Origin of the sequence: Rahnella ecdela (assembly GCF_019049625.1) — a bacterium.
Lineage (GTDB): Bacteria > Pseudomonadota > Gammaproteobacteria > Enterobacterales > Enterobacteriaceae > Rahnella > Rahnella ecdela.
In genome coordinates, this window is record NZ_JAFMOY010000131.1 from 56,031 (window position 1) to 69,927 (window position 13,897).

Below are 13,897 nucleotides of genomic sequence, written 5' to 3' on the forward strand. Positions count from 1 at the left end.
GCATGAAAAACTGGCGGCGAAATGCCGTACTCGCGAGTTTGCCGATAATCACACCGGGAACTGCGCAATCACAGGCGGTTCGGACACCGTGGAAAGCGTTCTGGCGACGTTTCCGCCGGCAGCATATCGCGATGATTGCGGGCGTTTTTATCCTGCTGCTGATCGCCGCTGCAATTTTTGCGCCGTGGCTGGTGCCGTTTGATCCGGAAAACTATTTCGATTATGACCGTCTGAACGAGGGCCCGTCGCTGATTCACTGGCTCGGTGTGGATTCGCTGGGGCGTGATATTTTCAGCCGTATTCTGATGGGCACGCGGATATCGCTGACGGCTGGTGTACTTTCCGTGGTGCTCGGCGCGGCGATCGGTACTGTGTTCGGACTGCTTGCCGGATATTATGAAGGCTGGTGGGACCGCATCACCATGCGCGTTTGCGACGTGCTGTTTGCCTTCCCCGGTATCCTGCTGGCGATTGCCGTGGTTGCGGTGATGGGCAATGGGATGTCGAACGTGATTATCGCGGTCGCTATCTTCAGCATTCCGGCATTTGCGCGTCTGGTGCGCGGCAATACGCTGGTGCTCAAACAGCAAACCTATATTGAATCGGCGCGCAGTATCGGGGCATCCGACGCCACAATTTTGTTCCGCCACATTCTGCCTGGCACGTTGTCATCGATAGTGGTGTATTTCACCATGCGTATCGGCACATCGATTATTACCGCGGCCAGCCTGTCGTTCCTCGGTATGGGGGCACAGCCGCCAACACCGGAATGGGGCGCGATGCTTAATGAAGCCCGCGCCGATATGGTGATGGCACCGCACGTGGCAATCTTCCCAAGTCTGGCGATATTCCTGACCGTACTGGCGTTTAATTTGCTGGGCGATGGATTAAGGGATGCACTGGATCCGAAATTGAAGAATTGAGATTTCTGGGGATCCCCCAAAGCCCCCTTGTTATCTGAATCTCGAAGATTTCGGTTTCTCATTAACAGCTTGCACAGAAACTATGGTGTTTGAAACCGCCCAAAAGGGGCAAAGCACTTTCCCCTTTAGGGCGGTTTCGACACGGCGCGTTAAGTGATCACTGCCATGGAGAAACCGACATTTTCTCAGTCTGCATCAAAAGGCCTTGCGCACTCATGCAGGGGAGTGCAAAAACTCCGCATGGAATCTCAGGTGATCTTCCACAAATGATGCAATCGTGAAGTAGCTGTGATCGTACCCCGGCTGAGCGCGCAGTTGTAACGGCCAGCCGCGCTGACGGGCGATTTCTGCCAGTTTTGACGGCTGCAACTGATCCGCCAGGAACTGATCACTATCGCCCTGATCAACTAAAATCGGGAACGTTTTTTGGTCCGCAGGCAAGGCGCTCAGCAGATGACAACTGTCGTATTGCAACCACTGACTTTCGTCTTCACCCAGATACGCGCTGAAGGCTTTACGGCCCCACGGAACCTGTGCCGGATTCACAATCGGTGCAAACGCGGACACTGAACAGAAACGCTGAGGATTACGCAACGCTAGCATCAGCGCACCGTGACCGCCCATTGAATGGCCGAAAACTGACTGACGATCGCTGACTTTAAAATGCCCGCTGATAAGCGCAGGCAGTTCATCAAGCAGATAATCGTACATCCGGTAATGCGCTGCCCACGGTGACTGCGTGGCGTTCAGGTAAAAACCTGCGCCCTGACCGAGGTCGTAACCTTCGTCGTTGGCGACGCCTTCACCCCTCGGGCTGGTGTCTGGCATCACCAGAATCAGCCCAAGTTCAGCCGCAACGCGCTGCGCCCCGGCTTTGAGGGTGAAGTTTTCATCGTTACAGGTCAGACCCGACAGCCAGTACAGCACCGGCGGTGGCGCATCGTCTTTCGCCGGAGGCAGATAAATACTGAACGTCATGCTGCAATTCAGGCTTGCGGACGTATGGCGGTAGCGCTGCTGCCAGCCGCCAAACATCCGGTGTTCTTCGAGTAGTTCAATCGAGCTGCTCATCAACACATTCCTTACTTATTAAAATGAATAACCGTTCGGATAGATTTCCCTTCGTGCATCAGGTCAAAGGCTTCGTTGATTTCTTCCAGCGGCAGGGTATGGGTGATGAAATCGTTCAGGGCGAATTCGCCGTCCAGATAACGTTGCACAATGCCCGGCAGCTGGCTGCGGCCTTTCACGCCACCAAATGCAGAACCACGCCATACGCGGCCTGTCACCAGCTGGAACGGACGGGTAGAGATTTCTTCACCCGCACCGGCCACGCCGATGATGACGGATTCGCCCCAGCCTTTGTGGCAGCATTCCAGCGCGGAACGCATCACGTTTACGTTACCGATACATTCGAAGGAGAAGTCCACGCCGCCGTCGGTCATTTCAACGATCACGTCCTGAATTGGCTTGTCGTAATCTTTCGGATTGATCAGATCGGTTGCACCTAGTTTACGAGCCAGATCGAATTTGCTGGTATTGAGATCAACACCGATGATGCGGCCTGCACCAGCCATCACTGCGCCGATAATCGCGGAAAGACCAATGCCGCCGAGACCGAAGATTGCCACGGTATCGCCTTTCTTCACTTTGGCGGTGTTAATGACTGCACCCATACCGGTGGTCACGCCGCAACCGAGCAGACACACTTCTTCCAGTGGCGCTTCTTTGTTGATTTTCGCCAGCGAAATCTCAGGAACGACGGTGTATTCAGAGAAAGTCGAAGTGCCCATGTAATGGAAAATCGGCTTGCCGTCTTTGAAGAAACGGGTGGTGCCGTCAGGCATCAGGCCTTTACCTTGTGTGGTGCGGATCGCCTGGCACAGGTTAGTTTTGCCGGATTTACAGAACTTACACTCGCCACATTCTGGCGTGTAAAGCGGGATCACATGGTCGCCAACCGCGACGCTGGTAACGCCTTCGCCAACAGCTTCTACAACACCACCGCCTTCATGGCCGAGGATTGCCGGGAAAACACCTTCCGGATCTTTGCCGGACAGTGTGTAGGCATCAGTATGACAAACACCGGTGGCGACGATCCGCACCAGCACTTCGCCTTTTTGTGGTGGCATCAAATCGACTTCTTCGATGGACAGAGGTTGATTCGGGCCCCAGGCGACGGCCGCACGCGTTTTAATCATTTCCATTATGTAGCTCCAGTCAGGTGTTTTTAGCTTAATCAGATTTCAGGTTAATAAGTCGGATGCAAAGCCGGGTCATGTTCGCCGGCCAGCGGGTGTTTCAGTAACGGGATTACACCGTCATTCTGTTCGATAATCAGTTCTTTCAGCGCCCGGACATTCGGGCTGAACGCATCCCGCCGCCAGATGAGCCAGGTGGCGGTATCGGCAAATTCATCCGGGATTTCGTGAATTTCTACCCGTTCGTGGCCGGGCAATTGTTCCAGCACCGAACGCGGGATCATCGCGATACCCGCACCGCTGGCGACGCAGGCCATCATCGAATGATAGGACTGAATCTCCATTGTATTGGCGACTGGCACATTCATATGCTTAATCCAGCCCTGCAAACGCTGGCGATAGGAACAGCTCGGGCGGAAGGCAAATACGGTATGGCCGCTGCGACCGGCGGGCACGTCGAGCGGCGATTCGCCCAGCGGGCTGATCACCACCATACGTTCGCGAAACGAGATACAGCCGTTGATATCCTCAAAATCTATCGGCCCATCCACCAGCGCGGCGGCGAGACGTCCGGCACGTACGCTGTCGATGGTTTCCCCGGAAGTGGCAGTCACCAGTGACAACGCCACCTGCGGAAATTTCTGATGATAGGCCGCCAGTAAAGAAGGCAGACGTGTTGCCGCCGTGCTTTCCATCGATCCCAGTGCGAAATTCCCGGCGGGTTCTCCGGCATGCGTGATGCTCATGGCTTCGTCGCTCAGCGCCAGAATTCGTTGGGCGTAATTAAGGAAGTTATGACCCATTGCGGAAAGGCGGATGCGCTGTTTTTCACGGATGAACAAATCAGTGCCCAGTTCGAGTTCAAGCTGGCGCAGGCGGGTGGTCAGGTTCGACGGCACGCGGTGTAACTGCTCTGCCGCGCGCGCCAGCGAACCGGTTTCCGCTACGCAGCAAAACATTCGTAACTGAGTCAGATCCATAAGGGTTCCTGTGTTCTCTTGTCGTAAACAAGTTGGTTTGTATTATTCAGTTTTCGTGATTGTATCCATAAGGCATCATAGCGACAACTTCCAATTAACTTTCTTTTAAGAAATCTGCTGTTTTCAGGCTCGGGCTTTGAGTATGTTTACTCATTGTTTCTAAGATGTTGCATCGCGGTTTCTTCAGACGGAGCAGTTATGGCTTTTCGTATTGCGCTAAGTGGTTTTCTGGCTTTTGTGGTCGCGATGGGTATCGGGCGCTTCGCTTTCACGCCGCAGGTTCCTTTAATGATAGCTGAACATCAGTTCAGCCTGACCGGCGCGGGGTTGGTCGCTGCGTTCAATTATCTCGGCTATCTGTGCGGTGCATTTGATGGTATGCGTGCCAGCAAACATCTCGAACGCCGTCTGTGGCTGGGCGTGTGGGGCGGAGTGGTGCTGACCCTATTGTCTGCTGTGATTTCCGGCGAAGTACTGCACAGCATTTTGCGATTCCTGATTGGGTGGACCAGCGGCTGGGCGATGGTGATGGTGTCCGCATGGTGTAACGAACGGCTGGCACATTATGGCCGTCCGGCGCTGAGTGCTGCGGTGTTCGCCGGGCCGGGCGCGGGGATTTTCCTCAGCGGCATGTTAGCGGTGGGCATTCACAGTTTACAGCTAACCTCGGCGCAGGCCTGGTGCGTGTACGGCGTGCTGGCGCTGATTTTCGTGGCGATCATTACGCCAAATCTGCCGCGTAAAGGCGATCTGCACCGCTCCCATGTGGCGACAGAACCGCTGGTGATGACGCCAGCACTCAAACGGCTGGTCTGGAGCTACAGTCTGGCGGGCTTTGGTTACATTCTTCCGGCGACGTTTTTATCACAGATGGCGAGTGCGCGTTTTCCTGACAGCCTGTTTGCTCAGTTCGTCTGGCCGGTGTTTGGCGGCGCAGCGGTTATCGGCATCGTTATCGGTATTCTGACCAGGCACCGCCTGACCACGCATAAACGTCTGGCGCTGACGTTATGGGCGCAGGGACTGGGGATTTTATGTGCGGAAGTGGTGCCGGGCGTGACCGGTCTGGTGCTCGGAGCATTGCTGACCGGCGGCGGTTTCTTGAGCGTGGTGCAGCTGGCCTTGCAATGCAGTCGTGAACTGGCACCGAATCACAGCCGCTATATGGCCGGATTACTGACCACCGGTTATGCCGTCGGTCAGTTATTCGGACCGGTTCTGTCAGCAATTTCGACCGCGCTGACGCATCAGCTGGAGCCTGCGCTGTATGTCGCGCTGGCCGGATTTATCATTGCCGGTGGTTTAGTCTTCAGGCGTGATTCATAAGTTGCAGCTATTTCAGCCATCATGAAACACTATCACTGGATTATGAATCCGCTCTCCACTACAGTAAGCCACCTCACTTTAGCGTGATCTGCGTCAAAGTGATTACATCTGCCGGAGAAAGAAAGAATGCCAACCCTGAGTAAAGAAGCCATTTTGGTTCACGAGGCCCTGTTAGCCCGTGGTCTGGAAACCCCTCTGCGTGAAGCTTTGCCTATCGACAATGAAACGCGCAAGCAGCGGATCCAGGAACATATGACCGGTATTATGCAGCTTCTTAATCTGGATCTCTCCGATGACAGTCTGGCGGAAACGCCGCACCGTATTGCCAAGATGTATGTGGATGAAATCTTCTCCGGGCTGGATTACGCCAACTTCCCGAAAATCACCGTCATCGAAAATAAGATGAAAGTGGATGAAATGGTTACCGTGCGTGATATCACCCTGACCAGCACCTGCGAACACCATTTCGTTACCATCGACGGCAAAGCGACCGTGGCGTATATCCCGAAAGATACCGTGATTGGCCTGTCTAAAATCAACCGCATTGTGCAGTTCTTCTCGCAGCGTCCGCAGGTTCAGGAACGTCTGACTCAGCAAATTCTGGTGGCATTGCAAACGCTGCTTGGCACCACCAACGTGGCCGTTTCTATTGATGCGGTGCATTACTGCGTGAAAGCACGCGGTGTGCGTGACGCGACCAGCGCAACGACCACGACTTCTCTGGGTGGATTATTCAAGTCGAGCCAGAATACGCGACAAGAATTCTTAAGAACGGTAAGACACTCCAGCTAACGGCGGCGTTTTAACCGGTCAGACACTTTCATATTGCGGCACCTTCAGGGTGCCGTTAGTCTGTCTGGAACCCGCAAAATTTTCAGCTCCTTACCGTTAACAGGAACGCCAGGTATGCGCTCACGTATTGCCACGCTCGACTTTGCCCGTGGTCTCGCCATTTTTGGCATTCTTCTGCTCAATATCAGCGCCTTCGGTTTACCGAAAGCCGCGTACCTTAATCCGGCATTTGCCGGTGCGCCTTCTGCTTCTGATACCTGGACATGGGCGGTGCTCGACGCGCTCGCTCAGGGCAAATTTCTGATGATGTTTGCCATGCTTTTTGGCGGCGGCCTGTATTTGCTGTTGCCGCGAGGCAAACACTGGATCCAGGCGCGTCTTTCAATTCTGCTTTTATGCGGATTTCTGCATGCGACATTGCTGTGGGACGGCGACATTTTACTGTCTTACGGACTGATCGGTCTGGTGTGCTGGCGGATGGTACGGGAAGGGCGCAGCAGTCAGTCGCTGATTTCAACGGGCATTATTTTGTATCTGATCGGCGTAGCTGTGCTGGCGATGCTGGGTTTTATTACCTCGCCAAAGCCCGGTACTTTCTGGCTTCCAGGACCGGCGGAAATCCAGTATGAACAATACTGGCGGCTGAAAGGTGGCTGGGAGGCGATACAGAACCGGCTCGATTTGCTGTCGTCCAGTTTGCTGGCGATTGGCGCGCAATATGGCTGGGAACTGGCGGGCGCTATGCTTATCGGCTCCGGTCTGATGCGCAGCGGCTGGCTAAAAGGGGAATTTCGCCCCGTGCATTATCGCAAAGTCGCCGCAGTGCTGTTACCGCTTTCATTGCTGATACAAATTCCGGCGATTTACCTGCAATACCGCACCGGCTGGGACTACCGCTGGAGCGGTTTTTTGTTGCAGGTGCCGCGTGAAATTGGCTCGCTGATGCAGGCGGTCAGCTATCTGGCGCTGTGTTACGGCTTCTGGTCGCAGATCTCCCGCTGGTGCGTGACGCGCTGGGTATCAATGGTCGGCCGCATGGCGCTGACCAACTACCTGTTACAGACAATCATCTGCACGACATTCTTCAACGTATTCGGCTTCTACCAGCACTTTGACCGTCTGCAACTGGTCGCGCTGGTGCCGCTGGTCTGGGCGTGTAATCTGCTGGTGACACTGCTTTGGCTGCGTTATTTCCGGCAGGGGCCGGTGGAATGGTTATGGCGTCTTCTGACAGCGAAAGCTGCCGGTGAAGAACTGAAAACTGTCTGACCCTGAGGTCGATACATCATCCTAAATGATAGATTTGGGATGAAGGTTGCATAATTGTATGTAAACGTTTTCTTTCCTGTGACGAGATTCACGCAGGCGTTTTCACAAAATGATTAGGATAGCGGTCGTGCCAGTCCGACGACCACTACACTAATAAAGGAAACGCCATGAGCACTTCACCTCGCTTCTCTTTGTCTGCATTTTTTACTTCCTGGGTCAAAAATTTCCGTATTCCTCCTTACCATTCTCTGGCAGATCACGGAGCGACGCATGGTCACCATTCGTGATGTTGCCCGGCTGGCGGGCGTGTCTGTCGCCACCGTTTCACGTGTTCTGAACAATCCGGCCATTGCCAGCAAAGAAGCCCGCGAACAGGTTTTACAGGCAGTCGCTACACTGGGATACCGGCCAAATGCCAACGCGCAGGCGCTCGCAACACAAAGCAGCGACACCATCGGCGTGGTGGTAATGGACGTGTCCGATCCCTTTTTTGGCGCACTGGTTAAAGCGGTGGATACCGTCGCACAGCAGCACCAGAAATATGTTCTGATAGGTAACAGCTATCATATTGCCGAAAAAGAAAGGCATGCCATTGAGGTTTTGATTCGTCAGCGATGTAACGCACTGATTGTGCACTCCAAAGCGCTGGGCGATGACGAACTTTCCCGCTTTATGGATCAGGTTTCCGGCATGGTGCTGATTAACCGGGTGATTCCGGGTTACGAACACCGCTGCGTCTGGCTTGATAATGTCAGTGGCGCAGAAATGGCCACCCGCTTACTGCTTTCGCAGGGGCATCAGCGCATTGGTTACATTGGTTCCAGCCACGGGATCGAAGACGATTTGCAGCGCTATCAGGGTTATTCGCAGGCTATGACGCACTCACATCAGACAGGAGACGCGCCACCTGCCGCATGGCGGGCACAAAGCTCGCCCGATTTGCAGGGCGGAGAAGCGGCTATGGTGGAACTGCTCGGTCGCAATTTACATCTGAGCGCGGTCTTTGCGTATAACGATTCGATGGCGGCGGGCGCGATGGCGGTGTTGAAAGAAAACGGAATTAACATTCCTGACGATTTCTCTTTGATTGGTTTTGATGATATTCCGATCGCCCGTTATACCAGTCCGAAGATGACGACGGTGCGTTATCCGATCGTATCTATGGCGACGCTGGCTACCGAACTGGCGCTAAAAGGTGCCGCAGAACAGTTATCTACGGGCGTTTCGCATTGTTTTATGCCGACGCTGGTCAGACGCCATTCTGTGTCACCATGGCAAAATGTGGCGCCCGTCACTTATTGATCAAATAACGCGATGTAACCGTTTTCAATCTGTGAGAACTTTCACAGTTTATTAACATCGCGCACATTATGATTCATTCGTTTTCAACATGATTCAATTTGGGTCCGCTTAGCGGACTTGTTTCACAGCGAGTCAGGACGTTATAAGTCAAGGATGGCAGGCACCCGCAAACATAGCGTGGAACTGTACTGCTCCCGCATGGATTTCCGGTGCCACATTCTGTAACACCCTACATAACCGGAGATACAAATGAATAAGAAGGTCTTCACCCTGGCGACTCTGGCTGCAAGCATGATGTTTGGTTTTGCCGCGCATGCTGCTGATACTAAGATCGGCGTCACCATCTATAAATATGATGACAACTTCATGTCGGAAGTTCGCAAAGCCATTGAGAAAGACGCAAAAGCTTCTCCAGATGTGCAACTGCTGATGAATGACTCGCAAAACAGCCAGTCCACCCAGAACGACCAGGTAGACGTTATGCTGGCGAAGGGTGTTAAAGCATTGGCCATCAACCTGGTTGACCCGGCTGCTGCCCCGGTAATTATCGAGAAAGCCCGCGGTGCTGGCATTCCTGTCGTTTTCTATAACAAAGAACCTTCCCGTAAAGATTTAGACAGCTACGACAAAGCGTATTACGTCGGGACTGACTCTAAAGAATCCGGCGTTATCCAGGGTGAGTTGATCGCTAAACACTGGAAAGCAAACCCGGCCTGGGATCTGAACAAAGACGGCACCATCCAGTACGTACTGATCAAAGGCGAACCAGGTCACCCGGACGCTGAAGCACGTACCAAATATGTGATCAGCACCCTGAATGGCAAAGAAGGCCTGAAAACTGATCAGCTGCAACTCGACACCGCCATGTGGGATACCGCTCAGGCGAAAGACAAAATGGACGCATGGTTGTCCGGTCCTAACGCTAACAAAATCGAAGTGGTTATCGCCAACAACGATGCAATGGCAATGGGCGCTGTAGAAGCACTGAAATCTCATAACAAATCCAGCATTCCGGTCTTCGGTGTAGATGCGTTGCCAGAAGCGCTGGCACTGGTTAAATCTGGCGCAATGGCCGGTACCGTGCTCAACGATGCAAGCAACCAGGCTAAAGCAACCTTCGAGCTGGCTAAAAATCTGGCTGAAGGTAAATCCGCAGCAGATGGCACCAACTGGAAAGTTGAAAATAAAGTCGTTCGTATTCCTTACGTGGCTGTAGATAAAGATAACCTGTCTACTTTCACCAAATAAGACCGACGCTTTAGTTTCATAAATTAAGACCCGAAAGACTGACAGACAGCAATACAAAAACAAAGCTAAGCAGTGGCAATTAATATTGCGGTTAAGCCGTAAAAAACAGTAAGTGTTATAAGACGTTAATGCTTGTCTGACAGGACGTCATGCCATAATGCAGTCGGTAAGTTTGCTTACCGGCTGCATTACTGACATCAGGTATTAATACATCCGTTTATTTTTTATCTTTAGCCAGGTACAACTATGGCCGATATTTCGTTATCTGACACAAAAACAGAAAAGCCAGGTGAATTCCTGCTGGAAATGAGCGGCATTAATAAATCATTCCCAGGCGTTAAGGCGTTAGATAATGTGAATTTAAAAGTGCGTCCGCATTCTATCCATGCCTTAATGGGTGAAAATGGCGCGGGTAAATCCACATTATTAAAATGCCTGTTCGGAATTTACAGCAAAGATGCCGGTACGATTCTTTTTCAGGGACAGGAAGTTAATTTTAAAAGCTCCAAAGAGGCGCTTGAGCAAGGTGTGTCGATGGTGCATCAGGAATTAAACCTGGTGTTACAACGTACCGTCATGGACAACATGTGGCTGGGACGTTATCCGACCAAAGGCATTTTTGTCGATCAGGACAAAATGTACAAAGACACCAAAGCGATTTTTGATGAGCTGGATATCGATATCGACCCGCGCGATAAGGTCGGTAAATTGTCTGTTTCTCAGATGCAGATGATCGAAATCGCCAAGGCGTTTTCCTACAATGCCAAAATCGTCATTATGGACGAACCGACATCTTCCCTGACGGAGAAGGAAGTGAACCACCTGTTCACGATTATCCGTAAGCTGAAAGATCGCGGCTGCGGCATTGTGTATATCTCTCATAAGATGGAAGAAATTTTCCAGCTGTGTGATGAAATCACCATCCTGCGTGACGGTCAGTGGATTATCACTCAGCCGCTGGAAGGCCTCGACATGGATAAAATCATTTCCATGATGGTTGGCCGTTCACTGAGTCAGCGCTTCCCGGATCGCCAGAACGTGCCGGGTGAAGTGATCCTTGAAGTCCGTAATCTGACTTCACTGCGTCAGCCTTCTATCCGTGATATTTCCTTTGATTTACATAAAGGGGAGATTCTCGGGATTGCCGGTCTGGTCGGTGCGAAGCGTACAGATATTGTCGAAACATTATTTGGGATCCGTGAGAAAGTTTCCGGAACCATTAAACTGCACGGCAAAAAAATTAATAATCACAGCGCCAATGAAGCCATTAATCACGGGTTTGCGCTGGTGACTGAAGAGCGTCGTTCCACCGGTATTTATGCGTATCTGGATATCGGTTTTAACTCGCTGATTTCGAACATCCGTCAATATAAAAATAAAGCCGGATTGCTCGATACCACCCGTATGAAAAGCGATACCCAATGGGTTATTGATTCTATGCGTGTGAAAACACCAGGGCATAAAACCAGTATTGGCTCGTTGTCTGGCGGGAACCAGCAAAAAGTCATTATTGGGCGCTGGTTATTAACTAATCCTGAAATATTAATGCTGGATGAACCGACGCGTGGGATTGACGTTGGCGCTAAATTTGAAATTTACCAGTTAATCACCGAGTTGGCTAAAAAAGAGAAGGGGATCATTATTATCTCCTCTGAAATGCCTGAGTTGCTGGGTATTACTGACAGAATATTGGTTATGAGTAATGGACAGGTTGCGGGTATTGTTGAAACAAAAACGACTTCGCAGAATGAAATATTACGCCTGGCTTCCTTGCATCTCTAATTTTTAAGGGTTCTTATTATGAAAGCATTAAATAAGAAAAGTGTGCTCACTTATTTAAAAGAGGGCGGGATTTATGTGGTCCTGCTGGTCTTACTGGCCATTATTATCATTCAGGATCCGAGCTTCCTCAGTCTGGTAAACTTAAGTAACATTCTTACTCAATCTTCCGTGCGCGTGATTATTGCGCTCGGTGTAGCAGGTCTGATTGTCACACAAGGTACAGACCTGTCAGCCGGTCGTCAGGTTGGTTTAGCGGCGGTTGTCGCGGCCACCATGTTGCAGGCAATGGATAACGTCAACAAGGTCTTCCCGAATCTGGAAGTGGTGCCGATCCCACTGGTTATCCTGACTGTATGTATCGTCGGTGCGCTGATTGGTCTGCTCAACGGGGTTATCATCGCTTACCTGAACGTGACGCCTTTTATCACCACGTTGGGTACCATGATTATCGTTTACGGGATTAACTCCCTGTATTACGACTATGTCGGTTCCTCCCCGATTGCCGGTTTTGACCCGGGCTTCTCCAAGTTCGCACAGGGCTTTATCCACCTGGGCGGACTGAAACTTTCCTACATCACCTTCTATGCGGTCATTGCTATCGCGTTCGTCTGGGTACTGTGGAACAAAACACGCTTCGGTAAAAACATCTTCGCAATCGGCGGTAACCCGGAAGCAGCGAAAGTTTCAGGCGTAAACGTACCGTTAAACCTGATCATGATTTATGCGCTGTCAGGTGTATTCTATGCCTTCGGTGGTTTGCTGGAAGCAGGGCGTATCGGTAGTGCGACCAACAACCTCGGCTTTATGTATGAACTTGATGCCATCGCAGCCTGCGTGGTAGGCGGTGTATCCTTCGCCGGTGGTGTGGGTTCTGTGGCAGGGGTGGTGACCGGTGTATTGATTTTCACCGTCATCAACTACGGGCTGACCTATATCGGCGTCAACCCTTACTGGCAGTACATCATCAAAGGCAGCATCATCATCTTCGCGGTGGCGCTGGACTCTTTGAAATACGCCAAGAAGAAATAATCTCTTCCGCAGTAAAACAAAAGGGCGCTTCGGCGCCCTTTTTGCGTAACTATGGCTTTCACAACTCAATCTATAATTTATCAGGCGCGAATAAGACAGAAATAGAGTCTTTGGAAACTGAAGGAGCATTCTGGAAATGAGTATAGAGATGGATATGAAAGTTCTGCGGGCGATACATTTACTCAGCACTTCCGGCAGCGTGACAAAAACTGCTGAAATTTTACAAGTGACTCCCGGTGCAGTGAGTTATTTGATTAATAAAGCAAGAAAATCAACAGGATCTGCATTGTTTTTCCGGACGCGCGACGGCATGAAACCCAATACTCTGGCTCTGGAATTGAGTCAGCGCTATCTGGGAGTGACAGAACAATTTTCTGAAGGGAATATGCAAAAGTCCTTAAATGAAAGAACGATTGTCCTGAGCACTTACTCATTGTTCGAATTATTACTGTCTATCACTTTGCTGAATACGACGAAATTGACCTTCAGCAGGTCGTCTCATGATGATGCAGAACGCCTGATGAAACTGCGGAATAAAGAGGTCGATGTCGATATTGGTTCCCGGCTTGCCGTAGACAGTTCCATTGTTCAGCTAAAACTCTTTTCATCGGATTTAGGTGCGCTGGTCAGTAAAAATCATCCCACCATAAAAGAGACGTTCACTATGGAAGACTGGCACCAGAACCGGCACATTATCTGGTCCCGTGGGATGCAATTTATCAGCGATAATATGGAGCTGACCCACAGTTTTCGGGCTTTGTTCGATCAGCAGGAAATTGCTTTCGTGGCAAGCAGTTCGCTGAATGTGACTGCGTTGTGTGCTTACAGTGATCTGGTCATTCTTTTGCCTTTGCTGATCGGAAAAAAAGTAGAATCGCTTTTCCCGGTTAAAGCTTTGCCTTTGCCTGCTGAGATGAAGATGAGTTTTGAATGTTATGTACACTATCATCACTCTTTTGCCAAAAATGAAAACTTCCATCAGCTGTTATCTGAGATCCAGAAAGTGACTCAGAATCAAATGAGTCCTGAGGATTAATCCACGTGC

12 protein-coding genes are annotated in these 13,897 nt (G+C 51.2%); 9 read left to right on the forward strand and 3 right to left on the reverse strand.

Going from position 1 to position 13,897, the window contains the following annotated elements; all coding sequences use genetic code 11:
* The first annotated feature begins 2 nt into the window (after positions 1-2).
* On the forward strand, positions 3-923 hold the full coding sequence (gsiD, locus tag J1784_RS18895; RefSeq protein WP_217150475.1) for a glutathione ABC transporter permease GsiD: 921 nt from the start codon (positions 3-5) through the stop codon (positions 921-923).
* A 213-nt stretch (positions 924-1,136) separates the two neighbouring features.
* On the opposite strand, the gene fghA is transcribed toward gsiD, so the two are convergent.
* The 3 genes from fghA to ptrR are packed head-to-tail and all read right to left on the reverse strand — an operon-like array spanning position 1,137 to position 4,104.
* A complete protein-coding gene (fghA, locus tag J1784_RS18900) occupies positions 1,137-1,994 on the reverse strand; it encodes an S-formylglutathione hydrolase (protein WP_217150476.1) in 858 nt (285 codons plus the stop codon).
* Between the two features lie 11 nt (positions 1,995-2,005).
* On the reverse strand, positions 2,006-3,130 hold the full coding sequence (locus tag J1784_RS18905) for an S-(hydroxymethyl)glutathione dehydrogenase/class III alcohol dehydrogenase (protein ID WP_217150477.1): 1,125 nt from the start codon (positions 3,128-3,130) through the stop codon (positions 2,006-2,008).
* Between the two features lie 44 nt (positions 3,131-3,174).
* On the reverse strand, positions 3,175-4,104 hold the full coding sequence (ptrR, locus tag J1784_RS18910; protein WP_217150478.1) for a putrescine utilization regulator PtrR: 930 nt from the start codon (positions 4,102-4,104) through the stop codon (positions 3,175-3,177).
* 198 nt (positions 4,105-4,302) lie between these two features.
* Here ptrR and J1784_RS18915 point away from each other — a divergent pair, with 198 nt between their 5' ends.
* The 8 genes from J1784_RS18915 to J1784_RS18950 all read left to right on the forward strand — a co-directional run bounded on the left by J1784_RS18915 (position 4,303) and on the right by J1784_RS18950 (position 13,888).
* Positions 4,303-5,430, forward strand: a complete 1,128-nt coding sequence (locus tag J1784_RS18915; RefSeq protein WP_217150479.1) for a YbfB/YjiJ family MFS transporter — start codon at positions 4,303-4,305, stop codon at positions 5,428-5,430.
* A gap of 126 nt (positions 5,431-5,556) precedes the next feature.
* Positions 5,557-6,222 carry a GTP cyclohydrolase I FolE gene (folE, locus tag J1784_RS18920; RefSeq protein ID WP_217150480.1) on the forward strand — a complete coding sequence of 222 codons (666 nt, stop codon included), beginning with the start codon at positions 5,557-5,559 and terminating at the stop codon, positions 6,220-6,222.
* Between the two features lie 114 nt (positions 6,223-6,336).
* On the forward strand, positions 6,337-7,491 hold the full coding sequence (yeiB, locus tag J1784_RS18925) for a DUF418 domain-containing protein YeiB (protein WP_217150481.1): 1,155 nt from the start codon (positions 6,337-6,339) through the stop codon (positions 7,489-7,491).
* Between the two features lie 270 nt (positions 7,492-7,761).
* Positions 7,762-8,793, forward strand: a complete 1,032-nt coding sequence (gene galS / locus J1784_RS18930) for an HTH-type transcriptional regulator GalS (protein ID WP_120506977.1) — start codon at positions 7,762-7,764, stop codon at positions 8,791-8,793.
* Between the two features lie 249 nt (positions 8,794-9,042).
* Positions 9,043-10,041 carry a galactose/glucose ABC transporter substrate-binding protein MglB gene (mglB, locus tag J1784_RS18935; protein ID WP_120506976.1) on the forward strand — a complete coding sequence of 333 codons (999 nt, stop codon included), beginning with the start codon at positions 9,043-9,045 and terminating at the stop codon, positions 10,039-10,041.
* A gap of 246 nt (positions 10,042-10,287) precedes the next feature.
* Entirely contained in the window at positions 10,288-11,823 is a 1,536-nt protein-coding gene (mglA, locus tag J1784_RS18940) for a galactose/methyl galactoside ABC transporter ATP-binding protein MglA (RefSeq protein WP_217150482.1), read from the forward strand.
* An 18-nt stretch (positions 11,824-11,841) separates the two neighbouring features.
* On the forward strand, positions 11,842-12,852 hold the full coding sequence (gene mglC, locus J1784_RS18945) for a galactose/methyl galactoside ABC transporter permease MglC (protein ID WP_120506974.1): 1,011 nt from the start codon (positions 11,842-11,844) through the stop codon (positions 12,850-12,852).
* 136 nt (positions 12,853-12,988) lie between these two features.
* A complete protein-coding gene (locus J1784_RS18950) occupies positions 12,989-13,888 on the forward strand; it encodes a LysR family transcriptional regulator (RefSeq protein ID WP_217150483.1) in 900 nt (299 codons plus the stop codon).
* The last annotated feature ends 9 nt before the right edge of the window (positions 13,889-13,897 follow it).

What these genes read in the sequence shown, in the direction of transcription:
- fghA (WP_217150476.1), bottom strand. Translation starts at nt 1,994, where the DNA reads ATGAGCAGCTCGATTGAACTACTCGAAGAACACCGGATGTTTGGCGGC.
- gsiD (WP_217150475.1), top strand. Translation starts at nt 3, where the DNA reads ATGAAAAACTGGCGGCGAAATGCCGTACTCGCGAGTTTGCCGATAATC.
- yeiB (WP_217150481.1), top strand. Translation starts at nt 6,337, where the DNA reads ATGCGCTCACGTATTGCCACGCTCGACTTTGCCCGTGGTCTCGCCATT.
- ptrR (WP_217150478.1), bottom strand. Translation starts at nt 4,104, where the DNA reads ATGGATCTGACTCAGTTACGAATGTTTTGCTGCGTAGCGGAAACCGGT.
- J1784_RS18905 (WP_217150477.1), bottom strand. Translation starts at nt 3,130, where the DNA reads ATGGAAATGATTAAAACGCGTGCGGCCGTCGCCTGGGGCCCGAATCAA.
- mglB (WP_120506976.1), top strand. Translation starts at nt 9,043, where the DNA reads ATGAATAAGAAGGTCTTCACCCTGGCGACTCTGGCTGCAAGCATGATG.
- J1784_RS18915 (WP_217150479.1), top strand. Translation starts at nt 4,303, where the DNA reads ATGGCTTTTCGTATTGCGCTAAGTGGTTTTCTGGCTTTTGTGGTCGCG.
- folE (WP_217150480.1), top strand. Translation starts at nt 5,557, where the DNA reads ATGCCAACCCTGAGTAAAGAAGCCATTTTGGTTCACGAGGCCCTGTTA.
- mglA (WP_217150482.1), top strand. Translation starts at nt 10,288, where the DNA reads ATGGCCGATATTTCGTTATCTGACACAAAAACAGAAAAGCCAGGTGAA.
- J1784_RS18950 (WP_217150483.1), top strand. Translation starts at nt 12,989, where the DNA reads ATGAGTATAGAGATGGATATGAAAGTTCTGCGGGCGATACATTTACTC.
- galS (WP_120506977.1), top strand. Translation starts at nt 7,762, where the DNA reads ATGGTCACCATTCGTGATGTTGCCCGGCTGGCGGGCGTGTCTGTCGCC.
- mglC (WP_120506974.1), top strand. Translation starts at nt 11,842, where the DNA reads ATGAAAGCATTAAATAAGAAAAGTGTGCTCACTTATTTAAAAGAGGGC.